The sequence below is a fragment of the Comamonas sp. Tr-654 genome (assembly GCF_011752915.1).
Lineage (GTDB): Bacteria > Pseudomonadota > Gammaproteobacteria > Burkholderiales > Burkholderiaceae_C > Comamonas.
Map to the genome: position 1 here is coordinate 324,994 of NZ_VWWQ01000002.1, position 23,658 is coordinate 348,651.

The following is a 23,658-nucleotide window of genomic DNA, read 5'->3' on the forward strand; positions in this document are numbered from 1 at the left end:
GGAGCTGTCAGCGCATTTTTTCCCTGGGTTTCAAACTGTTTTAAGTCTGAAACTGCGGATGAAGAAGCGCAGGCAGCTCCTGTTTTCATATCCTTGATTATTGTTTACACTTCTTTACAAATACTGGTTCTGCGCATGGCAGATCCATACCGAGTGAGGGGGAGGTCGCAATGTCAGCAGCAAGAAGCCGCGTGCTCATCGCCACGCTGGGACTGGTCTGGGCCGGTGCCCTGATGGCACAGCCCGTCTACAAATGGGTGGATGCGCAGGGGCAGACGCATTACGGCTCGCAACTGCCGCCGCAGCAGGTGGATGCTGCGCAGGTCAAGGTCTCGCCCAATGGCAGTTCGGGTGCGGGCGCGGGGCGCTTTGGTGAAGGAGCCGAGGCACGCAATCCCGACGGCACGAAGAAGCTGCCCAAGGGCGCTCAGGAAATGGTCGACGGTCTGGCCCAGGGCCTGAGAAAGGTCGACGGCAAGGAAGTGGCGCTGAATTGCTCGCTGGCGGTGGACAACATCCGCAGCCAGATCGAGACCATGCTGGAAAACGGCCAGAAAAACCTCAGGGGCGGCTATATCACCCAGGCCCAGTACGACAGCTCGGCGGGCAACTTCGTAAAGCTGCGCTCCCAGGCCACGGTCAGCGACTGCAAGGCCGCCACGGGCCGCTCGCGTGATATGTACCAGTGCATGACCAGCATGCACAACCACCTGGTCGGCTGCGCCGAAAAGCACCGGCCCTGAGCGGTCCGGTGGGTCTCAGGTCTCGGCCCACATGCGCAGCAGGTTGTGATAGTGGCCGGTCAGACTGACGCTCTCCTCGGTTTCGCCGAATTTTCCGCGCAGGCTGGTAATGGCCTGGTCCATCTCGAACAGCAGGGCCCGGCGCGCGTCGTCGCGCACCATGCTCTGGGCCCAGAAGAAGGAGCAGACCCGCTCGCCGCGCGTCACGGGCTCGACCCGGTGTAGGCTGGTGGAGGGGTAGAGAATCAGGTCGCCCGCAGGCAGCTTGACCTCGTGCGTGCCGTAGGTGTCGACCACGACCAGCTCGCCGCCCTCGTAGTCCTCGGGCTCGCAGAGAAACAGGGTGCAGGACACATCGGTGCGTAGCCACTGCTCGGAGCCCGCGACGCGGCGTGCCGCGCCGTCCACATGCAGGCCGTAGGTCTCGCTGTCGCTGTAGCGGTTGAACAGCGGCGGCATTGTGCGCGCAGGCAGGGCGGCGCTGAAGAACAGCGGGCTGGCTGCCAGCGCCTGCAAGATGATGCTGCCCTGCTCCTGGGCCACGAGCGAGTGCTCGGGCAGCTGCCGGTTGCGCTTGACCTGGGCGCCCTGGCTGCCCACGGTGGCGCGGCCGTCGACCCAGTCGGCGGCATCGATGGCGGCACGCATGCTGGCGACCTGCTCGCGGCTCAGGACCTGGGGGATATGCAGCATCATTTTTTGAATTTCCTCGGACGGGAAAGCCCCGCAGTTGCGAGGCTGAAAGCGTAAAAAGAGGGTGCAGCCTTTGAGCTGGCATGGCCCAAGCCAGAGACATCAAGCAAGGGCCGCCCCGCAGCGAAGATGTCGTCCCCCTCCGGCGCTCAGCGCCAGAGAGGGGGAAGGCGCGGAGCGCCTCAGGGGGGGAACTTCCAATCAGAACTTGAAGTTTGCCGTCAGGCGGGCCGAGCGTGCAATACCGGGGAAGTAGCGGTAGCCGCTCTTGTTGATGGCCGCGACATAGTCCTTGTCGAACAGATTGAAGACATTGAGCTGGATGTCCAGATTCTTGTTCACGCGGTAGCTGGCCATGGCATCGAACACCCAGTAGGAGTCCGTGTGGTTGGGCGTGCCCACGGCACCGTCGGTGCCGCGCTTGAGGCCGCCCGCATAGCGCGCGCCGCCGCCGACCGTCAGGCCGAAGGGCAACTGGTAGGTGCTCCAAAGGCTGAAGGCATTCTTGGGCGTATAGGTCAGGCCGTTGCTGGCGTCGGCTGCCACCAGGGCGCCGGTGTCGACCTTGGTGTTCTGCACGGTGTAGCCCGCGCTCACGCCCCAGGCCTTGTTGATCTGGCCGATCACGCCCAGTTCCAGGCCCTGCACGATCTTCTTGCCGGTCTGGCCCACGGTGCCGTCAGAGTTGGTGACGATTTCATTGGTTACCTCGGTACGGAACAGCGCGCCGCTGAGCATCAGATTCTTTTCTGCCAGCTCCCATTTGCTGCCCAGCTCCAGCGTCTTGGCCTTTTGCGGGTCCATATTGGGGTTGGCGGCATTGTTCACCGCGGCCGACAGCGCAAAGTTGCTGCCGCCCGGCGGCTGCTGCGAGAGCGCGTAGTTCAGATAGACGCTGCCATTGGGAGCGGGCTTGTAGAGCAGGCCGGCCTTCCAGCTCAGCAAGGTGCCGGATTTGCTCAGACCGTCGGACGTGGTGGGCACCACGGTGCCCACAGGGTTGCTGCCGCAGGGCTGGGTGGTCGAAGTGGCCGTGCAGACCGCCATGGCGTTGTACGAGGTCTTGTAGCGGTCCAGACGCAGGCCCAGATTGGCCTGCCACTGGTCGTTGAACTTCAGCGTGTCGAAGGCATACAGCGCCACGGTGTCGGTCTTGCCCTTGCTGTCGGCGCCGTTGCGCTGGTAGTCGGGCAGCAAGATGCTGGAGTCCGGGTTGTAGACGCTGACGGCGGGCACCGTGCCCTTGGTAGCCAGGCCGTAGTTGGTCTGTTCCTCGCGCGTCAGCTCCAGGCCCAGGCTTAGATCATGCTGCACGCTGCCGGTGGCAAGGCTGGTGCTCAGATTGGTCTGGTTGGTCAGGATGCGGTTGACCTGATCCTTGGTATTGATGTTGCGCGACATGGTCCAGGTGGACGGATCGTTGGCATTGGGCGTGACCAGCTGGGTGCTGCCGGCCATGAAGGCGGTCAGCAGATAGTCCTGCTTGGTCTCGCCCCAGCGCGTGGTGTTGCGCAGCTTGGTGGTGGCGGAGAAATCATGCTCCACCTTCAGCGTGGCCATGGTGGCCGTCACATCGTCGTGATCGGAGGCCGTGCCGTAGAAGTTCTTGCTGTTGACGCGCGCCGCGCCGCTCAGGTAGCCGCGCTTGGCGGGGTCCGGCGAGGTGTAGCCGGGCAGGCCCATGGTCAGCACGCCGCCGTCGGGCACATTGCTCTGCTTGATGTGCAGCAGGTTCACGAACACGCGGGTGGGCGAGTTCAGGCCGAAAGCAAACGAGGGCGCAATGCCCCAGCGGTTGTTCTCGATGCCGTTGCGGCCCGCCACATTGGCGTCCTGCGCCATGGCGTTCAGGCGCACGGCCGTGCCGGTCTCGGCATTGACGACGCGATTCAGGTCGATGCTGGCACGCTTGTAGCTTGCCGAACCCAGGCCCAGCGAGCCGCCGAAGCTGTTGTTCAGATTGGCCTGCTTGCTCACCAGATTGATAGCGCCGGTGGGGGCGCTGCGGCCGTAGTCGGTGCCGGCCGGACCCTTGGTGACTTCGACCTGATCGATGTTGAACATATCGCGCGAGATCGAGCCGATGTCGCGCACGCCGTCCACGTAGATGCTGCTGGAGCTGTCGAAGCCACGCATATAGACGGCGTCGCCCGTGCTGGTGTTGCCGTTCTCGCCTGCGTAGAAGGTGCCGGCGCCGGGCACATTGCGCAGCGCCTCGGTCAGCGTGGTGGCGCCTTGCTCCTGCAGCAGCTGCTCCTTGATGACGTTGACGGTCTGGGTGGTGTTGACCAGCGGCTGGGTGAACTTGGGCGAAGACAGCTGGCCGGGCGTGTAGCCGGTGTCGGCATTGCCTTCCACCTTGACTTCCTTGAGTGCGGTTTCCGCAGACTGGGCCATTGCTGGCATTGCCAGGGTGGCACCTGCCAGCACAGTGGCGCAGGCGACCAGACCGGCGGAGGAAGGCAAGCGACCCGCGGAATGCTTGCGGCTTTGGATATAGATGTTGGATTGAGCCATGTTGAAAGGACTGGAAGTGAAGACAGTTGGCTGGCGGGTATGGGCTGTCTGCACTTGTGATGCGGCCGCAGACGCCGGAGGGCGTGCTGGCGGAGTCCTGGCTGGCTAAGGCGTACTCGGGTACGGATGCTGCAAATGATAATGATTCTTAATGTAACTTTGCGAAAGTTTACGGAGAATCCTGTCTGACGTTGTTGCACAGCAACATGGTCGGGATAGGCGGGCGCTCGCTTCACTTCGGATATGAGAGCGGCTACCGCCTTTCATACCTGCATTTCAAGATACTGGAGCAATGAAATCGTTGAGCAGCATGCGCTGGCTGCTTCCTTTTTTGGGAGTCCTTACGGCCGCGTAGCCTGGGCGCCGTCCAGTGCCTGCCGTAGCAGTTCTTGCAGCAATGCCTGCTGGGCTGCTGGCATGGCGCTGAGCAGCTCGGTGGCGATCTGCTCGCGCCGGTGTCTGAGCTGATCGAACAGCTGCTGTCCCCGGGCGCTGAGCTGCAGGCAGCGCACGCGCTTGTCGGCTTCGCTGGCCGAGCGCTCCAGCCAGCCCTTGTCCTGCAACTGGGCCAGGGTGCGCGCCATCTGGGCCTTGTCGGTGTGGCTGTGCTCGACCAGTTCCTTTTGCGTGATGCCGGGGTGGCGACCGGTGTGCATGAGGATGCGGAATTCGTTGAAGGTCAGCCCCGGTTGCACCGCTTCAAGCGACTCAAGCAGGCGCGCGCGAAACAGGTGCAGCAGATCGTGCAGCACCTCGAACACATCGGCGGCGATGGATGAACTCATGGTGGGAAAGGTTGTTTGTTGACTTAGTCAACTTATTGATGGATATTTCGTGGACTTTATCAACTTAATGAAAATCATGTCCAACACCGAGACAGTGTCCATCATGCAGCGTGTACGCCACGAATTCCGCTCGCGCCATGTGCAGTTGCTGGCGCGCGAGCAGCTCAGCCCCGGCTTTATACGCCTGACCGTGGGTGGCCCCGAACTGGCAGGCTTTGTCAGCGCGGGCTTTGACGACCATACCAAGCTCATCCTGCCCCAGGCCGGGATGGACAGGCCCAATCTGCCGCGGATGGTCGACGGCCGCCCCCATATCGATGGCGAGCGCCCTACCATGCGCGACTACACGCCGCTGAACTACGACGCGGCCCGCAACACACTGCAGCTGGAGTTTGCCGAGCATGGCTCGGGCCCCGCCGTGGAATGGGCGCGCACAGCCCCCATTGGCCAGTGGCTGGGTCTGGCCGGCCCGCGCGGCAGCCTGGTCGTGCCCGCCGATTTGGACTGGCATGTGCTGCTGGGCGATGAAAGCGCCATGCCCGCCATGGAGCGCCGCCTGGCGGAACTGCCGGCCGGCAGCCGTGCCATCGTGCGGGTGCAGATCGGCAATCAGCTCGATCAACGCAACTGGAGCAGTGCTGCGCAGCTGGATCTGCAATGGGTGGAGTCCCTGGCCGCTGCCGTCGATGCGCTGGAGCTGCCAGAAGGCGATGGCTTTGTCTGGGCGGCGGGCGAGAGTCGTGCCATGGCCGATCTGCGCAAGCGCATTCTGGCCAAGCCCGGCGCCAATCCCAAGCGCATGCGGATTGCTTCCTACTGGAAGCAGGGAGAGGCCGCCCACCACGAGGAACTGAGCGCGAACGACTGAGGAGGCCATCAGCCTTCGCGATTCGCAGCCCTGGGGCGCGGAGCACTCAACGCTCCCAGTGCTGCCATCGTGTATCACTGACGCGCTTCACTTGCCGCACGTCACTGCTCGTACGTTATGCAGTCTGCGTCAGCGGTTGAGCAGCACGGGAGCATCGGCGGCATCGCGCCGCAGCTCGGCTGCGCCGCTGGCCACCAGGCTCTCGATCAGGCTATCCAGCCATTGCTGTGCCGTTTGCGCGCCAAAGTAGCTCTGGTGCAGAGTGCCGAAATAGGGAGTGGCATGAACCCAGTTCTGCAGCTCATGCACCCTGATGCTTTGCCACTCCAGCAGCTTGTATTTGAGCAGCACCTTGGCGGCATAGCTGGCATGGCGTTCCGGCGCCTGGACAAAGCCGGCCAGCCGTTTGCGGGCAATGCCCAGAGCCGTCTGCACATCGCCAAACAAGCCGCCGTGTCCGGGCACGACAAGGCTGGGCTCCAGGCGCTCGATCACGTCCAGGGTCGCGGCGACCTCGTCAAAGGCGGCAATGCCTTCGATTTCGGGGAAGACCACGCCAAAGCCGTTCTCCCACAGCGCATCGGCAGAGATCAGGATGCGGCTGTCGGGCTCGAACAGAATCACCGAATGCGGATCATGGCCGGGGGCTGCATGGATCTGCCAGTCGCGCCCCGACAGGCGCACGGTGCTGCCGGGCTGCAGCAGGCCAGTGATGGCAAAGCGTGGGCATTCCTGGCCTGTGGGGGCATAGCTGAGGGCGGCTTCGTCCCAGTTGCGCACCTGCTCGGCCTGGCCCGGTGCGATCAAGGTCTGCACCTGTGGATAAGCTTGCTGCAGCGCTGCATTGCCGCCGCAATGGTCGCTGTGCAGATGGGTGTTGAGAATGCGCGCCAGCGGCTGACCGGCCAGCGTGCTTTCGATCAGCGCCAGGGTTTGCGCGCTATGCGCGACATAGCCGGTGTCGATGACGGCGGCGCCTTCGGCATCGCCGGCCTGCGCGGCAAAGACGATGTTGTTGGCCGACAGCCAGCCGCGCTCCAGCACGGTCATGCCGGGCGGCAGTGGGACATGCATTGCCGGGGATCCATTCATCGGGCTGGTCTCCTGTGCGGTGCTTTGTGTTTTGCACAAGCCTAGCAGACCGCTCATCACGCAGCTGTCGCGCGGGCGAGCTGCTCAATGCTGCTCAGTGCGATTGGGCCGAAGACAGGATGTTGCGGCGGATCACCACGGGCTTGCCGCCAAAGCGCTGCTTGGACAGCCAGTGCGCCAGGGCTGAATCAAGATGCGTGGCATGGCCCGGGAACCAGTCCACCAGGGCCCGGGTCAGATCGCGGCAGAGCGCGATATTGCCTTCGGCGAGCTTGATGCGGACTTCGGCCACGGACTTGAGCACGGCCGCATGTTCGTCGATATGGCAGTCGCGTGGCGGGAAGCCGGTGCTCAGCATCCACTGGTCTTCTTCGGCAAAGTGGTGCTGCAGATGGCTTTCCATGGCTTGCAGAAGGCCGGGCAACTGCTCGTCGCCGGCGCATTCGAGCCGGCCTGCCAGCTGCACGAACTCCTCGTGAATCTCGTCCATGGCGCCGTGGCCCATCAGCAGTGCGTCGCTCCAGGCCAGGGTGGGTGTCTCTCTCATAGTGGTCTTCTTGTTGTCAGGCAGGGCCTGCTGTGGAAGATCCATTATGCAAGGGCCGCGCAATGGGACCGGCCAAAGAAAAAGCCTCTTGAACCGAAATTCAAGAGGCTTTGTCTGGTGCGCGATACATGGATCGAACATGTGACCCCTGCCGTGTGAAGGCAGTGCTCTACCGCTGAGCTAATCGCGCTTTAACTGGTGGGTGATACATGGATCGAACATGTGACCCCTGCCGTGTGAAGGCAGTGCTCTACCGCTGAGCTAATCACCCGAAGACCGCAATTCTAGCAGCAACTTTGGCGCCCTTCGGGAAAACTCGTAAATTTTCTGAAAAAAGTCAGTTCGAGCGCAGTTCGCGCCGCAGGATCTTGCCCACATTGGTCTTGGGCAGTTCGTCGCGGAATTCGATATGGCGTGGCCGCTTGTAGCCCGTCAGCTGCTCCTGGCAGTAGCGCATGACACGGTCTTCGGTCAGCGATGGGTCGCTGCGCACCACATAGACCTTGATGGATTCGCCCTGCTGATCGTCCTTGACGCCCACGGCGGCGCATTCGAGCACGCCGGGACACATGGAGATGACGTTTTCCAGCTCGTTCGGATAGACGTTGAAGCCGCTGACCACCATCATGTCCTTTTTGCGGTCGATGATGCGGGTGTAGCCCTCGTCGTCCAGCACGCCGATATCGCCGGTGCGCATATAGCCGTCGGCCGTGAAGGCCTTGGCAGTTTCTGCCGGCTGGTTGTAGTAGCCCTGCATGACGTTGGGGCCCTTGATGCACAGCTCGCCCGCCTGGCCGTTGGGCAGGTTGTGGCCTTCATCGTCCTTGATGGCGACCGAGATGCTGGGCAGCGGCAGGCCGATGGTGCCGGTGAACTCCTTGTTGGTCACCGGATTGTTCGTGCCGATGGCACAGGTCTCGCTCATGCCCCAGCCTTCGATCATGGCGCAGCCCGTGGTCTGCTGCCACTGGCGTGCCGTGCCTTCGGATGCGGCCATGCCGCCGGCTTGGGAGATGAACAGCTGGGAGAAATCGAGCTGGCGGAACTCGGGGTTGTGGAGCAGTGCGTTGAACAAGGTGTTCACGGCCGGCAGCACGTGGAAGGGGCGCTTCTTGAGCACCTTGACGAATTTCGGGATATCGCGCGGATTGGGGATCAGGCTCAGGCTGCCGCCCAGTCGCATGGCGAACAGGCTCACGGTGAGCGCGAAGATGTGATAGAGCGGCAAGGCCGCGACGATATGGGTTTCGTTGGCCTTGACCCGGCCTTCCAGTGCAGGGGTGAACCAGGTATGGGCCTGCAGCGTGGCGGCGACGATGTTGCGATGGGTCAGCACCGCGCCCTTGGACAGGCCCGTGGTGCCGCCTGTGTATTGCAAAAAGGCCACCGAGTCCAGCGTGGCCGTGCTGGCAACGAGCTTGCGCCCGGCGCCCTCGGCCAGGGCCTTGTTGAACAGGGTGACCTGGCGTTGCGGGCCTGTGCTGCCAGGAGCCGCGCCAAGGGGCAGATCGAAGGCCGGCACCATCTTGGCCAGATGGCGCACGGCAAAAGTGATCCAGCTGCCATACAGACCGCCGAGCAAATCGCCCATGCTGGTCAGGCAGATATGGCGTATATGGCTGCGCTCCAGCACCTGGGCCAAGGTACGGGCAAAGTTCTCCAGAATGATGATGGCCGTGGCGCCCGAGTCCTTGAGCTGATGCTCGAGCTCGCGCGCGGTGTAGAGCGGGTTGACGTTGACGCAGGTAAAGCCCGCACGCAGCACGCCGGCCATGCTGACTGCGAACTGCGGCACATTGGGAAGCATGATGGCCACGCGCGCCCCTGGCTCCAGGCCCAGGCTCTGCAGCCAGGCCCCCATCTGTGCGGAGAACCTGTCCAGCTCGGCATAGCTCATCCAGCGGTCCATGCAGACCGAGAACGGACGCTCTGCATGCTGTGTAAAGGCTTCTTCGAGCAGGTGCACCAGCGAGCGGTACTGCCCGGGCTGCACATCGTGAGGCACATTGGGTGGATAGTTCTTGAACCAGGGAGCGGCAGCGTCCATAGAAGAGTTACCTTGCAGAAGCCGCTCGTCGTCCTGGGACGCGGGCGGCGGGTTGAACAAAGGGGCCAGCATGCAAAACCTGCGCTGCGGCTGATTCTGCGGATGAGGTCTGCCAGGGTCTACGGGGGCTTGTCCTAGGCGTTGGTCGCCATGCTTGCTACGCTGCGCATGAGGAGGTGCCGATTTGAATACCTGGTTCTGGCGCTGTGTGGTGGTGGGCAGCTGGCTGGCACTGCTGCTCTGGTGCAGTTATTGGTGGCCGCACTCGGCTGCCGTGGCCTTGCTGGGCGCGATGCTGATTGCGGGCGGAGCCGGGCTGCAGCTGGGCACGCAGATGCTGATGATGCGGGCGGTGCTGCGCAGTCGGGGCTTTCCGCTGCCGCCTGCCATGGTCGCGCTGCGGGCCTGGCTGTCGGAGTGGCGCTGGGCTTGGCGGCTGTTTGGCTGGCAGATTCCTTTTCGCGAACATGCCGAGCCCGATGGAACGGCTGAGAAGCAAGCGCAGGTGGGCATGGTGCTGGTGCACGGCTATTTCTGCAACCGCGGCGTGTGGGCCGTCTGGCTGCGCGCGCTCAAGGCTCGCGGAATCCCCAGCGTGGCCATGACGCTGGAGCCCGCGCATGGCAGTCCTGTCGATGCCATGGTGGATGATCTCGACAGATGTGTGAAGGAGATCGTCCAGCGCACGCATCGCGCGCCGCTTCTGGTCGCGCACAGTATGGGCGGTCTGGTGGTGCGTGCCTGGCTCAAGCGCCTCGATGTCGATGAGCGTGCGCGCTATGCAGCCCATGTGGTCACGGTGGCCACGCCGCATGGTGGCGCCTGGCTGGCGCGGTTTGCGCAGCGCCTGCCAGCCGTCGACATGCGTGAGGGCAGCGATTGGTTGCAGCGGCTGGGGCCGCCGCCCCAGGACGTGTCGTTCAGCTGCTGGTGTAGCAGCAGCGACAACATCGTCTTTCCTCCCGACCTGGCGATCCTGCCGAATGCGCAGTGTCATCAGGTCGACGATGCAGCACATATGCAGCTGCTGTTTGACCCGCGGGTCTGGCAGCACTGCCTGCAGTTGCAGGCGCAACTGCAGGGGCGACCGCAGGGGCGTTATCAGGCTGCCGAGGCAGGTGCCTCCGCAGCCGGTGCCGGGGCACGGGCCTGCGGGTCCTGAATCAGGTGGATGTCGGTGGCGGAAACCAGGGCGATCTTCTGCTCCGCGCAGCGCTGCAGCAGGCCGAACAGCAGGTCGCTGCGCGTGCTGTAGACATTGCGCGAACTGGAGACATGGCCGAAGCTGGTGATGTTGACCACGCTGCCGTTGATGGAGTCCACATACATGGAAGGAGCGGGGGTGCTCAGCACGGCCTCATGCTCGGCATACAGTCCCAGCAGCACCTCGCGCAGCTTGACGATATCGGTGTTCAGCGGCACCGAGAACGCGATCGAGATGCGGCCCAGTGCACCGTCCATGGTCAGGTTCTGGACGGACTTGGTGATGAACTCCGAGTTGGGCACGATGACGGTGGATTTGTCATCGGTCTGGATCTCCGTGGCGCGCACGCTGATGCGGCGGATATCGCCGACCTGGTCGCCGATGCGCACGCGGTCGCCCAGCTTCACGGGGCGCTCGGCCAGCAGAATCAGGCCTGAGACAAAGTTCTGCGTGATGGCCTGCAGACCAAAGCCGATGCCGACGGACAGGGCGCTGGCCAGCAGAGCCACTTTTTCAAAGCCAATGCCCAGGGCTGCCAGCGTCCACAGGCCGGACAACAGAATGCCCGTGTAACGGGCCACGGTGCTGATGGAGTTGCGTGCGCCTATGTCCAGCTCGGTCTTGGGCAGAAAGGTCTCCACCAGCCAGTGCTGCAAGGCGCCAAACAGCGTCAGCCCCGCCACCAGCACCAGCAGGCCGCGCAAGATGGTCATTGGGCGCAGGAAGGAGTCGCCCACGGGCAGGCCGTTGGTCAGCGTATCGGCCAGCACGATCAGGCTGCTGGAGTTGCCGAAGGGAGCGATCAGCGCCATCAGCCCCAGCAGCAGCAGGCAGACACGCGTGAAGGCCGACAGCAGAACGCCGACCTGCTCCAGGCGCGACTGCTTGAGGCCCGTGCCGGCAGCGAAGCCCTGGCCAATACGGCTATCGCTTGAGCACAGCCAGGTAAAAAGGTCGTCGGCAAACTTCATCAGCAGCGAGGTGGCCAGAACCACCACCGTGATCCAGACCATCTGCGTGGCCGCGAAGACCGAAAAGTTCAGATAGCCGATCAGCGCCGCGATCAGTGCGGCCAGCACCGTCAGATGCCCGCCCAGCCAGGCCAGCATCAGCCAGCGGCTGGTCGTCGCAGGGCGATAGTCGTCGCCATGATGGGCGGCTTTTTCGCGCTCGGCCATCTGCTGGCGCTTGCGCTGCCTGTTGATGACCACCAGCACCGACATGATGAGCACGGCATAGATCAGTGCAATCAGTCCGTCCAGAGCCACGCTGCTGACGGCACTGGTACGCGCGGCTATGTCCACCGCGTTGAGCATCATGGAGAACCAGGTCAGGCCGGCGGCTCCCCAGGCAAAGCGTGTGAGCGCCGGGGCGGCGATGTCGTCGATATTGAGCAGTCGCCAGGTGGGGCGCTTGGGCACCAGCAGGCTGGCGCTGACGGAGAGGAAAAAGGCCGCGACAAATGAGGATTGAATCCAGGCGTCGGCCACGGTTTGCAGGCGCGGCGCAATCGCGTCTATGGAGCGCAGGCTTTCGATGAATACCAGGCTGGCCAGGCCGGGCAGTGCCGTGCCCACTACCAGCATCCAGACAGCCAGACCCGTGCGGCGCAGCCGTCCGTTGGGGGCGTGGTCGGAAGACGCAAATTTGCGGCCCGCATAGCGCAGGCCGATACGCAGCGGAAACATCACGAACAGTGCCAGGGCAATGCCGGTCAGCGTGGCTGACCAGCCATGTTCGGAAATGGCGGCGTTGAAGCTGGTACGGCCCTGGCGTGTCAGGGCAGCAATGCGCTGCAGATCGGTCGGCAGATGCTCGGCAAACTGTTTCCACAGCGAAGGTGACAGCGGGGATGCCACCTTGCGCGCGATCTGCGCGTTGAACTGCTGGGTGCGGATCTTCTCGATGCTGTCCGTGGTCTGCTTGGCCTCCATGGACAGCAGCTTGCCGCGCTTGAGTGCGGAGTCCAGCTCGCTGCGCTGTTGGGCCAGATCCTTGCGTTGCAGGCTCAGCTCCGGCGATTCCTCGCTGCCTTCGGCCACCGGCCCCAACTGGGCAATGCGGGCATCGATCTGTTTGAGCAGCGGCTCCAGCGCCGTGACGGCGTTGTCGGCATCGCGTTTGGACTGCAGGGCTTTTTCGGATAGGGCCTGCAGCGTTTCGGAGGTGTCGGCGTCATCGAGCGACTGGCGTACTTTATCCAGCGTGGTCGATGCCTGTTGAATCTGGGCGATGGAGGTGGTCTGGATATCGCCGTTGGCAGGCAGCTCGGCCGCGACGGCCAGACCTATGCAAAGTTGGAGCGCTAAAAGCCAGCGCAGCAGTTGGTTGCAGCGGTAATGCATTGTGAAGAAGTGAGTGGGCGGCAGTTTGCCTCTGGCGCTCACTATAGGTGCAATGCAGCGGGCAGGGTTTCAGGGCGCAGCCGGGCCAAACAGGGCTTGCAGCCCCGGTTTTTCGCATGGCTTGCTATTGGAAATGGAGCTGCATGCGCTTTACTGAAAAGGGACGGGGCCGAATTTTCGTTAGAAAATTCGGCGCATGGATTCGCGCTTGCCAGGGGCCGTGCCGGTATACATCCGCTGACTAAATCAGCTGTTCGCCGGGCAGCAGTTCCTTGGCGCCAATGGTGGGCAGCTGGCGCAGCTGCTCGTACAACGGTGCAAAGTCGGTATCGGCCAGGTTCAGCAGATGGGGCATGTCGTCGATCACGAAATAGGTCTGCTGATAGGTGTCGATCTTGTAGAGCGTGCGCATGGTGCGCTCCAACTGCAGCGGCAGGCGATGTGGCTGCGGGCTGTTGACGCTGTACTCCAGCTCGCCCACGGAGCTCAGAATGCCGGCGCCATAGGCGCGCACGCCGCCGTTTTCACGGATCAGGCCGAATTCCACCGTGTACCAGTACAGGCGCGACAGCATCTCGCAGACGCCGAGCTCGGCGGCCTTGAGGCCGCCCTGACCGTAGGCCTGGATGAAATCGGCCATGACGGGGTTGAACAGCAGCGGCACATGGCCGAAGAGATCGTGAAAGATATCGGGCTCGACGATGTATTCGAACTCCTCGGGCTTGCGTATCCAGTCGGTGACCGGGAATTTGCGCTGGGCCAGCAGCGAGAAGAATGGCACCTCGGGAATCAGGCCCGGAACGCCCACGATCTCCCATCCCGTGGCCTTGAATAGTCGCTCGTTGACTTCCTCGAAGCGCGGGATGCGCTCCTTGGCTCCCAGCGAAGGCAGGGCATCGATGAAATGCTGGCTGGCGCGGCCCGGCAGCAGCGCAGATTGACGCTCGTAGAGCCGATGGTAGGTGTCATGCTCGGCCTTGGTATAGGCAGCATAGTCCTGCGTGCAGGTGTAGTCGGCATGGGCCCGTGTGTAGTCGCCGCGTGGCGGTCGATCGGACTGGCCATAGACGACGGGCGCCGCACCTATGTTGCCGGTCGTGGCGGTGCTGCTCTGGATGTTGTTCATGAGGCACTCCCTGAGATGAGGGGTCGCGAAGGCTGCGGCCGGAGCTCGTGGCCCGGGCGCAGCAGGAAAGAGGAGTGGCGAGCCGGAAGCCGGCTCAGTGCATCTGTATTTGGGCGCGTTTGACGAACTGCCCGTAACGGGCGTGCTCGGCCTGCACCAGGCGGGCAAAGTCCTGCAGGCGCAGGTCGTCGCGCACCACGCCCATGGCATCGAAATACTGCTGCACCTCGGGTCTTTGCAGCGTCTGGCCAAACGCATCCGACCAGCGTCTGGCCTGGCTGTCCGTGATGCCTGCGGTGGCAAAGATGCCGAACCAGGTGGTCAGATTCATGCCCTTGATGCTGTCGTCCAGGCTGGGAACCTCCGGCAGAGCCGGCAGCGGCGAGCGCCAGGTCACGCCAATGGCCTTGAGTCTGCCGGCGCGCAGATGGGGCAGGGCAGAGGCAATATTGTCGAACATCAGATCGGCCGTGCCTTCGAGCAGAGCCGACAGGGCTGGTCTGGCGCCGCCGAACGGCAGATGCTGCAGCGGCACCTGGGTCAGCGACTGGAACCATTGGCCCGCGATATGGCCGATGCTGCCATTGCCTGCCGACGCATAGCGCAGTGCTTGCCGGTGCTTGGACATGAAACGCAGCAGATCTTCGGGCGAATAGATGCGCCACTGCATGGCCAGCTCGCTGCGCATGACCAGCACATGGGGCATGCGGGCCACCAGTGTCAGCGGCTGAAAGTCGCGCAGCGGATCGTAGGGCAGCTGGGGGTTGAGCCAGGGCAGGATGGCATGTGTGGCCACGGCACCCATCAGCAGCATGGGCTCGCGCGCTCCCGCTCTGGCCACCATGGCGGCGCCCGTGGCGCCCCCCTCGCCCGGGACATTGAGCACATTGATGTTGCCCAGGGCCGTGGTTTCCTGCGTCAGCTTGCGCGCCGCACGGTCCAGCGGGCCGCCCGCTGTATAGGGTACGACCAGGGAGAGTTCGTTGCGGCTGCGGCTGGAATTCGAAGGCAGAGCGCTCGCATCCCTGGCCGCATGCGCGCTGTTGGCGATCAGAGCGGTCGCAGATGCCACCGCCAGCGACAAGGCCTGACGGCGGGAAAGGTGCGAGGTACCGGAAGGCGCATCCATCCCCGGTGTTCTGCAGTCCTCTGGGGCTGTAGCGGGGAGCTGATGGGGTCGCGGCACTTGATCCTTCCGGGCGTTGAAGCTGGCTGCGACGGCCCACGTCAGACGTGAATGCGGCAGTGCAGCATGACGGAAAGTATAGGGACGGAAACCGATCGCCACATGGTCCGTTTGACGGAGTGGTAACCATTGGTATCTTTTTGATGGAAGGCGTAGCGCCGGGGCTCGCACCGGCCGTGCTGCCAGCAGCCGGAAGGGGCAGATGCAGGCCGGGAGGGCGCATGGTCGGCTCCGTTGTGGCTCAGGTCTTGAGCACGCCGCGGCGCATCTGGTCGAGCTCCATGGTCTCGAACAGGGCCTTGAAATTGCCCTCGCCAAAGCCGCTATTGCCCTTGCGCTGGATGAATTCGAAGAAGATGGGGCCCAGCTGGTTTTCGCTGAAGATCTGCAGCAGCAGTTCGCCGGGCTGGCCGTCCACCAGGATATTGCGCGCCAGCAGTTCGGGAATGGGTTCCTGCAGGTCCGGAATGCGCTTGGGCAGCAGCTCGTAATAGGTCTCGCTGGTGTTCAGCAGCTTGATGCCGTTCATCTGCAGGCCGTCCACGGTGTCGTAGAGATTGGTCGAGCCCAGCGCGATGTGCTGTATGCCTTCGCCGTGGTACATGTCCAGATATTCCTGGATCTGGCCGGCCTTGTCGTTGCCTTCCTCGTTGATGGGAATGCGGATCTTGCCGCAGGGGCTGGTCATGGCCTTGCTCTTGACGCCTGTGGCCTGGCCTTCGATGTCGAAGTAGCGGATCTCGCGGAAGTTGAAGATGCGCTCGTAGAACTCTGCCAGCTCGGCCATGCGGCCACGGTAGACGTTGTTGGTCAGGTGGTCGATATAGGTCAGGCCCAGGCCCTCGGGGTGCAGATCGGCACCGGGCAGGGGCTCGAAGTCCACGTCGAAGAAGCTGATATTGCCCAGGTCCCCGTCCTTGGCGCCATTCTTGCCGCGCCATTTGTCAATGAAATAGATCAGGGAGTCGCCAATGCCCTTGATGGCGGGAATGCTCAGTTCCCCGGGGGCGGCCTGTTGGGCATAGCCCCAGGCACCCAGTGAAGTGGCGCGCTCGTAGGCGTACTTGGCGTCATTGACGCGCACGGCGATGGCACAGACGCTGGGACCGTGCAGACGCGCGAAGCGCTGGGCAAAGCTGTCGGGCTCGGCATTGATGATGAAGTTGATCTCGCCCTGGCGATACAGGGTCACGTTCTTGCGGCGGTGCTTGGCGATGGCCTGAAAGCCCATGCGCTCAAACAGCTGACCCATGGCCACGGGATCGGGTGCAGCGTATTCGACGAATTCGAAACCGTCCGTTCCCATGGGGTTGTCCCAGGTCTGGAATGTGCTGGCGTTGCTTTGGGTCAGTGGGGCGTTCATGGCAGAGGTCTCCATCGGGTAGGGGCACAACACATGAAGAACAGGTGTCGACGATGGATTCACTGTAGGACAGGCAACTGGCAAGCTTCATGCAAAAATGCCTTGGCGGCAAACCTGTTGATGCATGAAAATTGCGCAAGAATTTGATTTCATGCAATTTAAATGGTTATCAAGGGTTAACCATTAAGAAAAACTGCGCTGTTTTTATAATCTGTCGCCATGAGTCCCATGCACACCATCGACAAACTGGATAAGGCGATTTTGCGCCGATTGCAGGCCAATGGCCGAGAAACTTATGACGTCATCGGGGAGCAGGTCGGCCTTTCGCCCAGCGCCGTGCTACGCCGAGTCAAGCGGCTGGAGGAAAACGGTGTCATCGACCGCTATGTGGCCCTGGTACAGCCCGAGACCGTGGGCCTGGGTCTGACGGCCTATATCAATGTGCGTCTGGAAAAATACACCGAAACCAGCAAGCGCAATCCCATGGACGTGTTCCGCGCCAGCGTTCAGACCTGGCCCGAGGTGGTGGAGTGTGTCTCCCTCACTGGCGAGATGGACTATCTGCTGCGGGTGGTGGTGGCGGACATGCAGCATTACAGTCGTTTCATCATGGACACGCTGCTCAAACACCCCAGCGTGCAGGACTGCAAAACCAGCTTTGTCATGGACCGGGTCAAGGTCACGACGGCCGTGCCGCTCTAAGCCTTTAGAGAGGTCCTTCATACGGACCATGGCCTAGCCGGAAATAGACGCTAAGGTGTTGAATTAACGCAAAATCCTTACAAGATTGTTGCAATGCAATATGGTACTTGTGAAGATTCGGGTTTTTACCTATATTTCAGGCTATGAACCTCCCCAAAGACTGGTTGACATCGCCCTGGCAGGCTGGCTCCGGCTGGCTGCGAGACATGGGCAAGTCCCATGGCGCCGAGCGTCGCTCGCCGTCCTTGGTCCCCATCCGTTCGCTGAGTCCGCGCCATCGCGATCGCATCATCAAGCATCTGCTCAAGCTGGATGCGCGTGATCGCTATCTGCGCTTTGGCTATGCGGCCAACGACGAGCAGGTGCGTCGCTATGTCGAGCAGCTCGACTTCGAGCGCGACGATATCTTCGGCATCTTCAACCGCCGTCTGGAATTGATCTCCATGGCGCATCTGGCCTTTGCCGGCCACCCCGAGCATGAGAAATGCGCGGAATTCGGCGTCTCCGTGCTCAAGAGTGCACGCGGCAAGGGGCTGGGTGCACGTCTGTTCGCGCGTGCAGTGCTGCATGCACGCAGCAAGAACGTGAGCATGATGTTCATCCATGCGCTGTCCGAGAACACGGCCATGCTCAAGATTGCGCGCAACGCGGGTGCCACCGTCAAGCGAGAAGGCTCGGAGTCCGAAGCCTATCTGGAGCTGCCGCCTGCCGACTTCGAGACCCATGTCAGCGACCTGGTGACCGAGCATCTGGGCGAGATGGACTATCAGCTCAAGAAGCAGGCTGTCAATTTCTGGACTTTTCTGGCCGGTGTGCAGGAAGTGCGCAAGGGTGTGCAGGAAGGCCGCCATAAATCAGGCGAGTAAGTCGGTTTCTGAAGCTGGCGACGCTGCAGCCCAATAAAGACAACTGCAAGCAGCTATCAAAATAGCTTTTACTGAGCGCCCTCGGTGACAGCTATTCATGGCTTTTGTGAGCTAGCAAGCCGTCTGTCAACACAATCCGTTATTCTTGGGGACTTGTTTGACTACCGCACGTCCTGCACTCCAAGACAGTGTCTGACCCCCATCCTGCGCGACTTCCCGAGAAGGAAGACAAGCGAAGCTTCCTGCAAAAGGTGGCTGAGTTCATTCATCCGGCACCGGAATCTCCCGATGAACTGATCGAAACCCTGGCAGAAGCCGAAGACAACCAGGTCATCGGCACCGAGTCCCGCGTCATGCTGGAACGCGTGATTCGCATGGCCGACATGAGCGCCGGAGAAGTCATGGTGGCCGCGCCACGCATGGATCTCATCAATATCGACGCTCCATACGAAGAAATCCTGCACCAGGTTCTCACCACGGCGCATTCGCGCTTTCCGGTCTACCAGGGCGAGCGCGAGAACATCATTGGCATTCTCATGGCCAAGGATTTGCTCAAGTTGCAGCGTTCTCCCACCCTGAACATTCGTGCTCTGGTGCGGCCCGCCGTCTTCGTGCCCGAGAGCAAGGGCCTGAACGATCTGCTGCGCGAGTTCCGCGCCAATCGCAATCATCTGGCGGTGGTCATCGACGAGTTTGGCCGCGTCGCCGGTCTGGTGACGATTGAGGACGTGCTGGAAGAAATCGTCGGCGAGATCGAGGACGAGTTCGACATCCCCGAGGACGAGGGCGATATCTTTGCGCTTGCCGACAACAGCTACCGCGTGGCGGGCGATGCCAGCATCGAGCATGTGAGCGAGGAGTTCGAAACCGCGCTGCATGCCAGTGACCCCGATGCCGAGTTCGACACCATCGGGGGCCTCATCGCGCACGAAATCGGACATATGCCCAAGCGCGGCGAGCAAGTTCACCTGGGCGGACTGGAGTTCACCGTGCTCCATACCAAGGGCGGCGCGGTGCGCTGGTTCAAGGTGGTGCGAGATCCTTCGCCGGACAGCCTTGTTCGCAACTGATTGCGACTTGCGCAAATCCGGGGCAGGCCTGGTGTGATGCCGGTGGAAATACCGGTTGTACCTCTTGGTGTGCACAAGTCCTGGCCATACCTCGTATGCTTGAATTCACCCAACCACCCGGTTGGGTGTTTTGCTCTTGCCAGCCGATTCCTATGACCACCTCTGCCCCCACCGTTCAGACTGCTGCTGCCAAGCCTCATGGCTGGATGAGCGCGCTGTTACTAGTCCTTGCAGGCGGCCTGCAGGCTCTTTCGCTGGCCTGGCCCTGGGCTCGTGGTCAGGGCGACGGCTGGCTGAGCCTGGTTGGAGGCTATGGTCGTCCGCTGTGGTGGCTGCAGATTCTGTCGCTGGCGGTGCTGGTTCATGCGCTGCTGGCCGCCCGCTCCGCGGCCCAGGCGGCAGGACGGGCCTGGCTGTTTGGCACGGCATGGCTTGTGGCGACCTTCTGGTGGCTGTTTATCTCCATGCACACCTATGGCGGATTGGCTGCGCCACTGGCCGTAGCTGCCGTGTTGGCGCTGGCGGGCTTTCTGGGTGGCTATTACGCCGTGGCAGCATGGTGTTTCAAGCGCTTGGCGCAGGTTCCGGCCGCGCTATCGACCCTGGTTTTCGCGGCACTGTGGACGCTGGCTGAACTCGCGCGCGGCTGGCTCTGGACCGGTTTCCCCTGGGGTGCCGCCGGCTATGCCCATGTGGAAGGCCCGCTGGCCGTGCTGCCGCGCTGGATTGGCGTCTATGGCACGGGCTTTGTGGCAGCCTGGGCTGCGGCCTGGTTGGCGCTGCTGGTCTGGCGCGCGCAGACCAGGGTCGTGGTGATTAAGTCAGTGCCAGCCCTGGCATCCGCATTGGCTCTGGGCCTGGTATGGGGCGGGCTGTGGTGGTCGCACGACAGCGCCGTTGCCGCGCCCGGCCAGCAGCCCGGCATGAGCGTGGAGCTTCTGCAGGGCAATATTCCCCAGGATGAGAAGTTCGAACTGGGCTCGGGCGTGGTGGTCGCACTGCGCTGGTATGCCCAGCAGCTGCATGACGCCAGTGCTCAGTTGGTGGTGGCGCCCGAGACCGCCATTCCGCTGCTGCCTCAGCAGCTTCCCGAGGGCTATCTGGATTTTGTGCGTGCACCTTTTGTCGCCAAGGACTCCAGCCGCGCGGCCCTGGTGGGGCTGCCGCTGGGCAACTGGGACAAGGGCTTTACCAATACGGTCGAAGGCTGGCTGCCCGGGCAGACCCAGGCCTATCAGTACGACAAGCATCACCTGGTGCCGTTTGGCGAGTTCATCCCTCCCATGTTCCGCTGGTTCACCGAGCTCATGAACATTCCGCTGGGCGACTTCAATCGCGGCGCACTGGGCCAGCCTTCCATGAGTTGGGCAGGCGAGCGCCTGTCGCCCAATATCTGCTACGAGGATTTGTTCGGCGAAGAGCTGGCGGCCCACTTTGGCAATGCGGCGACGGCACCTACGGTGCTGGTCAACCTGAGCAATATCGGCTGGTTTGGGGACTCCGTGGCCATTGATCAGCATCTGTCCATCAGCCGTATGCGTGCGCTGGAGTTCGAGCGCCCCATGTTGCGCGCAACGAACACCGGGGCCACGGTGGTGATCGATCACAGGGGGCAAGTGGTGAAAGCACTGGCACCGTTCGAACGCGCAGTATTGCAGGGCCGGGTTCAGGGGCGCGATGGCCTGACGCCTTATGCCCGCTGGGTACATGCCCTGGGCCTGCTGCCCTTGACGCTGCTGTGCCTGGCGCTTTGCGCGCTGGCCTGGTGGTCATCGAAAAGGCAGAGGAAGGCGTAGTGGCGCGCACGGAATAAGCCACGCTGACATCAGCGGCTGTGGCATTTGTGGCAGAGTCTTGGGCCTGAAAACGGGTATTGTGTCCCGGGTAGGGCTGCGAGCCTTGATAATCCCCGGTTGTACCGCCCTCAGTGGGCGCGCGCAGCGGGCGCGGGTCCCGTCACCCAAATATAGAGTAACAGGTAGCTTGCACAGGCTGCCGCGGAGCAATTGAGAGAATGGCTGAATCTTTTTCCTACGAACAACTGATCGCGTCCGGCGAAGGCAAGCTGTTTGGTGCCGATAGCGGACGTCTGCCCCTGCCTCCCATGCTGATGTTTGATCGCATCACACATATCTCCGAGGACGGCGGTGCCCACGGTCTGGGCAAGATTGTTGCGGAACTGGACGTCAGGCCTGATCTGTGGTTCTTTGATTGCCACTTTCAGGGCGACCCTGTCATGCCCGGCTGCCTGGGCCTGGACGCCATGTGGCAGCTGATCGGTTTTTACCTGACCTGGCTGCGCCTGCCGGGTCGTGGTCGCGCCCTGGGTGCAGGTGAAGTCAAGTTCACCGGTGAAGTAGGCCCCGATGTCAAACTCGTGACATATGAAATTGATATCAAGCGAGTGATCAAGCGCAAGCTGAACATGGCCATCGGCGATGCACGCCTGCTGGCCGACGGTAAGGAAATTTACGTGGCCAATGACCTGCGCGTGGGTCTGTTCCTGCGTGAAGGTGATGCCAAGGGAACGGCAGCATGAGCAAGAAGCGGGTAGTGATCACCGGCGCGGGCATTGTCTCGTGCATCGGCAATGACCTGGCAACGGTGGAGGCCTCGCTGCGCGAGGGCAAGAGCGGCATCAAGGCCATGCCCCAGTTCACGGAGCTGGGCATGCGCTCGCAGGTGGCAGGCATTCCCGAGATCGATATCGAGGCGCGCATCGACCGCAAGCAGCTGCGCTTCATGGGCGATGCTGCTGCCTATTCGCAGATCGCTCTCGAAGACGCGATCAAGCAAGCCGGTCTCACGCCCGAACAGGTGAGCAACCCGCGCACCGGTCTGATCATGGGCTCGGGCGGCGGCTCGCCGGCCAATCAGATTGAGGCAGCCGATACGCTGCGTGAAAAAGGTATCCGCCGCGTGGGCCCGTATCAGGTCACACGCTGCATGAGCTCCACGGTTTCGGCCTGCCTGGCAACCAACTTCAAGGTCAAGGGCATCAACTACTCCATCACCTCGGCCTGCTCCACTTCGGCCCATTGCATCGGTGCTGCGGCCCAGCAGATCGCCTGGGGCATGCAGGATGTGATGTTTGCCGGCGGCGGCGAAGAGCTGTCCTGGGGCATGTCGCTGCTGTTCGACGGCATGGGTGCCATGTCCAGCAAGTACAACGAGACGCCAGAGAAGGCCTCGCGTGCCTACGATGCCAACCGTGACGGCTTCGTGATCGCCGGCGGCGGCGGTGCGGTGGTGCTCGAAAGCCTGGACCATGCGCTGGCACGCGGTGCCAACATCCTGGCCGAAGTGGTTGGCTTTGGTGCCACCAGTGATGGCGAGGACATGGTCGCACCCTCGGGCGACGGCGCCATCGCCTGCATGAAGCAGGCCATGGAAACCGTGGATGCGCCCATCGACTACATCAACACCCACGGTACATCGACCCCCGTGGGTGATATGCAGGAAGTGCGTGCCATGCGCGAGCTGTTTGGTGACCAGGTGCCCGCATTCTCGTCCACCAAGTCGCTGACCGGCCATTCGCTGGGCGCGACTGGTGTGCAGGAAGCGATTTACTGCCTGATCATGCTGAACAAGGGCTTTATCGCCGGCTCGGTGAACGTGGACACGCCCGACCCGCTGCTGGGCGACATGCCTCTGGTCACCCAGACCCGCGATGCCGAGCTCAAGACCGTGCTGTCCAACAGCTTTGGCTTTGGCGGCACCAATGCCTCCCTGGTGCTCAAGCGCTGGGAAGGCCAGTAAGCTGGCAGCCTTGAATCGCAAGCCCGCTTGGCCTTGAGGTAAGCGGGCTTTTTTCTGTCATCGACTACCGTCTCTCCCATGAAGATCGCAATTCTTGACCGTGATGGCACCCTGAACCAATGGGGTGCCCAAGGCTTCATTGGACGGCCTGATGAATGGGTTGCAGTCCCCAGTGCGCTGGAGGCGGTTTCGCGCCTGAACCGTGCCGGCTGGCATGTGGTGGTCGCCACCAATCAGCCGGGGCTGGGCCGCGGCTTGTTCGATGTGATCGAACTCAATGCCGTGCATGCCAAGATGCACCGGGAGATGGCCGCTGTTGGCGCGCGCGTGGAAGCCGTGTTTTTTTGCCCGCATGCTCCCGATGAAGACTGCCAGTGCCGCAAACCCGGCGCAGCGCTGTTTGAGCAGATTGCCGATCGCTACGGTGCGGAAGGCCATGAGATCTGGGCCATTGGCAGCGGTGTCGAGCATTTGCAGGCGGGCCAGGCCATGGGTGCCCATCTGGTGTTTGTTGAGTCCACCGCCCGGCCCGAGTGCAGCAGCGATGCCGATCTGCCCGAGGGCAGCGAGCGCTACCCTGATCTGGAAGCCGTGGTGAATAGGCTGCTGCCGCTGGGAGGCGATGAGGATGCTCAGCCCCTGGATTCGGCACCCGCCTCGCACTGATTTCAGGTTTCAGGTCAAAATAGATTCAACTGCTTGAAACAGCAGCGCAAGCTGCTATGTTTCTTGTCGATAACCGTGC

At 62.5% G+C, this 23,658-nt stretch carries 20 protein-coding genes and 2 tRNA genes; 10 read left to right on the forward strand and 12 right to left on the reverse strand.

The features are described 5' to 3' along the window. Positions 1–170: 170 nt before the first annotated feature. Entirely contained in the window at positions 171–743 is a 573-nt protein-coding gene (locus F3J24_RS07155) for a DUF4124 domain-containing protein (protein WP_167004093.1), read from the forward strand. A gap of 15 nt (positions 744–758) precedes the next feature. On the opposite strand, the gene F3J24_RS07160 is transcribed toward F3J24_RS07155, so the two are convergent. The 3 genes from F3J24_RS07160 to F3J24_RS07170 all read right to left on the reverse strand — a co-directional run bounded on the left by F3J24_RS07160 (position 759) and on the right by F3J24_RS07170 (position 4,738). After that, positions 759–1,439, reverse strand: coding sequence for a Fe2+-dependent dioxygenase (locus tag F3J24_RS07160; RefSeq protein WP_167004096.1), 681 nt, complete (start codon positions 1,437–1,439; stop codon positions 759–761). A 198-nt stretch (positions 1,440–1,637) separates the two neighbouring features. Beyond that, on the reverse strand, positions 1,638–3,953 hold the full coding sequence (locus F3J24_RS07165; protein ID WP_167004100.1) for a catecholate siderophore receptor Fiu: 2,316 nt from the start codon (positions 3,951–3,953) through the stop codon (positions 1,638–1,640). A 341-nt stretch (positions 3,954–4,294) separates the two neighbouring features. Then, positions 4,295–4,738 (reverse strand): MarR family winged helix-turn-helix transcriptional regulator, encoded by a 444-nt coding sequence (locus F3J24_RS07170; RefSeq protein ID WP_167004104.1) that lies wholly within the window; start codon positions 4,736–4,738, stop codon positions 4,295–4,297. A 67-nt stretch (positions 4,739–4,805) separates the two neighbouring features. Between F3J24_RS07170 and F3J24_RS07175 the strand changes: the two genes are divergently transcribed. Then, the gene (locus F3J24_RS07175; protein ID WP_167004109.1) at positions 4,806–5,606 is read left to right on the forward strand and encodes a siderophore-interacting protein; all 801 of its coding nucleotides are present in this window, start codon (positions 4,806–4,808) and stop codon (positions 5,604–5,606) included. A gap of 129 nt (positions 5,607–5,735) precedes the next feature. On the opposite strand, the gene F3J24_RS07180 is transcribed toward F3J24_RS07175, so the two are convergent. The 5 genes from F3J24_RS07180 to F3J24_RS07200 all read right to left on the reverse strand — a co-directional run bounded on the left by F3J24_RS07180 (position 5,736) and on the right by F3J24_RS07200 (position 9,292). Further along, complete coding sequence (locus F3J24_RS07180) at positions 5,736–6,698, reverse strand: MBL fold metallo-hydrolase (protein WP_167004112.1); 963 nt, start codon at positions 6,696–6,698, stop codon at positions 5,736–5,738. 94 nt (positions 6,699–6,792) lie between these two features. Continuing rightward, positions 6,793–7,245: a bacteriohemerythrin gene (locus tag F3J24_RS07185; protein WP_167004115.1), complete on the reverse strand. Its 453-nt coding sequence runs from the start codon at positions 7,243–7,245 to the stop codon at positions 6,793–6,795. A 115-nt stretch (positions 7,246–7,360) separates the two neighbouring features. Beyond that, positions 7,361–7,435, reverse strand: a tRNA-Val gene (locus F3J24_RS07190). Between the two features lie 6 nt (positions 7,436–7,441). Next, a tRNA-Val gene (locus F3J24_RS07195) sits at positions 7,442–7,516 on the reverse strand. 66 nt (positions 7,517–7,582) lie between these two features. Next, positions 7,583–9,292, reverse strand: coding sequence for an AMP-binding protein (locus F3J24_RS07200; RefSeq protein WP_167005253.1), 1,710 nt, complete (start codon positions 9,290–9,292; stop codon positions 7,583–7,585). Positions 9,293–9,476: 184 nt separating this feature from the next. Here F3J24_RS07200 and F3J24_RS07205 point away from each other — a divergent pair, with 184 nt between their 5' ends. Beyond that, positions 9,477–10,454, forward strand: coding sequence for an alpha/beta fold hydrolase (locus F3J24_RS07205; RefSeq protein WP_167004118.1), 978 nt, complete (start codon positions 9,477–9,479; stop codon positions 10,452–10,454). Here the strand turns inward: F3J24_RS07205 and F3J24_RS07210 are convergent. The 4 genes from F3J24_RS07210 to hppD all read right to left on the reverse strand — a co-directional run bounded on the left by F3J24_RS07210 (position 10,394) and on the right by hppD (position 16,516). After that, complete coding sequence (locus F3J24_RS07210; RefSeq protein WP_167004122.1) at positions 10,394–12,841, reverse strand: DUF3772 domain-containing protein; 2,448 nt, start codon at positions 12,839–12,841, stop codon at positions 10,394–10,396. The genes F3J24_RS07205 and F3J24_RS07210 overlap by 61 nt on opposite strands. 241 nt (positions 12,842–13,082) lie before the next feature. After that, positions 13,083–13,967: a phenylalanine 4-monooxygenase gene (gene phhA, locus F3J24_RS07215; RefSeq protein WP_167004125.1), complete on the reverse strand. Its 885-nt coding sequence runs from the start codon at positions 13,965–13,967 to the stop codon at positions 13,083–13,085. Positions 13,968–14,061: 94 nt separating this feature from the next. Continuing rightward, positions 14,062–15,096 (reverse strand): tripartite tricarboxylate transporter substrate binding protein, encoded by a 1,035-nt coding sequence (locus tag F3J24_RS07220; protein ID WP_167004128.1) that lies wholly within the window; start codon positions 15,094–15,096, stop codon positions 14,062–14,064. A 298-nt stretch (positions 15,097–15,394) separates the two neighbouring features. After that, positions 15,395–16,516 carry a 4-hydroxyphenylpyruvate dioxygenase gene (gene hppD, locus F3J24_RS07225; protein ID WP_167004131.1) on the reverse strand — a complete coding sequence of 374 codons (1,122 nt, stop codon included), beginning with the start codon at positions 16,514–16,516 and terminating at the stop codon, positions 15,395–15,397. A 219-nt stretch (positions 16,517–16,735) separates the two neighbouring features. On the opposite strand from hppD, the gene F3J24_RS07230 reads away from it, so the two are divergent. The 7 genes from F3J24_RS07230 (at position 16,736) to F3J24_RS07260 (ending at position 23,579) form a co-directional block, all read left to right on the forward strand. After that, positions 16,736–17,218 carry an Lrp/AsnC family transcriptional regulator gene (locus F3J24_RS07230; protein ID WP_003050977.1) on the forward strand — a complete coding sequence of 161 codons (483 nt, stop codon included), beginning with the start codon at positions 16,736–16,738 and terminating at the stop codon, positions 17,216–17,218. A 143-nt stretch (positions 17,219–17,361) separates the two neighbouring features. Beyond that, complete coding sequence (locus F3J24_RS07235) at positions 17,362–18,084, forward strand: GNAT family N-acetyltransferase (protein WP_019044035.1); 723 nt, start codon at positions 17,362–17,364, stop codon at positions 18,082–18,084. A gap of 188 nt (positions 18,085–18,272) precedes the next feature. Further along, entirely contained in the window at positions 18,273–19,154 is an 882-nt protein-coding gene (locus tag F3J24_RS07240; protein WP_003050982.1) for an HlyC/CorC family transporter, read from the forward strand. Positions 19,155–19,360: 206 nt separating this feature from the next. Further along, entirely contained in the window at positions 19,361–20,950 is a 1,590-nt protein-coding gene (lnt, locus tag F3J24_RS07245) for an apolipoprotein N-acyltransferase (protein WP_370527726.1), read from the forward strand. 218 nt (positions 20,951–21,168) lie between these two features. Continuing rightward, positions 21,169–21,693, forward strand: a complete 525-nt coding sequence (gene fabA / locus F3J24_RS07250; RefSeq protein ID WP_003050986.1) for a 3-hydroxyacyl-[acyl-carrier-protein] dehydratase FabA — start codon at positions 21,169–21,171, stop codon at positions 21,691–21,693. After that, positions 21,690–22,913, forward strand: coding sequence for a beta-ketoacyl-ACP synthase I (fabB, locus tag F3J24_RS07255; protein WP_114863304.1), 1,224 nt, complete (start codon positions 21,690–21,692; stop codon positions 22,911–22,913). The genes fabA and fabB overlap by 4 nt, the downstream gene beginning before the upstream one ends. Positions 22,914–22,991: 78 nt before the next feature. Beyond that, the gene (locus F3J24_RS07260) at positions 22,992–23,579 is read left to right on the forward strand and encodes an HAD-IIIA family hydrolase (protein WP_167004136.1); all 588 of its coding nucleotides are present in this window, start codon (positions 22,992–22,994) and stop codon (positions 23,577–23,579) included. The last annotated feature ends 79 nt before the right edge of the window (positions 23,580–23,658 follow it).

Bases quoted from the DNA above. Each gene is read 5' to 3' on its own strand.
- fabB (WP_114863304.1), top strand. From the start codon at position 21,690: ATGAGCAAGAAGCGGGTAGTGATCACCGGCGCGGGCATTGTCTCGTGC.
- F3J24_RS07230 (WP_003050977.1), top strand. From the start codon at position 16,736: ATGAGTCCCATGCACACCATCGACAAACTGGATAAGGCGATTTTGCGC.
- F3J24_RS07185 (WP_167004115.1), bottom strand. From the start codon at position 7,245: ATGAGAGAGACACCCACCCTGGCCTGGAGCGACGCACTGCTGATGGGC.
- F3J24_RS07220 (WP_167004128.1), bottom strand. From the start codon at position 15,096: ATGGATGCGCCTTCCGGTACCTCGCACCTTTCCCGCCGTCAGGCCTTG.
- F3J24_RS07165 (WP_167004100.1), bottom strand. From the start codon at position 3,953: ATGGCTCAATCCAACATCTATATCCAAAGCCGCAAGCATTCCGCGGGT.
- F3J24_RS07210 (WP_167004122.1), bottom strand. From the start codon at position 12,841: ATGCATTACCGCTGCAACCAACTGCTGCGCTGGCTTTTAGCGCTCCAA.
- F3J24_RS07260 (WP_167004136.1), top strand. From the start codon at position 22,992: ATGAAGATCGCAATTCTTGACCGTGATGGCACCCTGAACCAATGGGGT.
- F3J24_RS07170 (WP_167004104.1), bottom strand. From the start codon at position 4,738: ATGAGTTCATCCATCGCCGCCGATGTGTTCGAGGTGCTGCACGATCTG.
- F3J24_RS07160 (WP_167004096.1), bottom strand. From the start codon at position 1,439: ATGATGCTGCATATCCCCCAGGTCCTGAGCCGCGAGCAGGTCGCCAGC.
- F3J24_RS07200 (WP_167005253.1), bottom strand. From the start codon at position 9,292: ATGGACGCTGCCGCTCCCTGGTTCAAGAACTATCCACCCAATGTGCCT.
- F3J24_RS07235 (WP_019044035.1), top strand. From the start codon at position 17,362: ATGAACCTCCCCAAAGACTGGTTGACATCGCCCTGGCAGGCTGGCTCC.
- phhA (WP_167004125.1), bottom strand. From the start codon at position 13,967: ATGAACAACATCCAGAGCAGCACCGCCACGACCGGCAACATAGGTGCG.
- fabA (WP_003050986.1), top strand. From the start codon at position 21,169: ATGGCTGAATCTTTTTCCTACGAACAACTGATCGCGTCCGGCGAAGGC.
- F3J24_RS07155 (WP_167004093.1), top strand. From the start codon at position 171: ATGTCAGCAGCAAGAAGCCGCGTGCTCATCGCCACGCTGGGACTGGTC.
- F3J24_RS07175 (WP_167004109.1), top strand. From the start codon at position 4,806: ATGAAAATCATGTCCAACACCGAGACAGTGTCCATCATGCAGCGTGTA.
- hppD (WP_167004131.1), bottom strand. From the start codon at position 16,516: ATGAACGCCCCACTGACCCAAAGCAACGCCAGCACATTCCAGACCTGG.
- lnt (WP_370527726.1), top strand. From the start codon at position 19,361: ATGAGCGCGCTGTTACTAGTCCTTGCAGGCGGCCTGCAGGCTCTTTCG.
- F3J24_RS07180 (WP_167004112.1), bottom strand. From the start codon at position 6,698: ATGAATGGATCCCCGGCAATGCATGTCCCACTGCCGCCCGGCATGACC.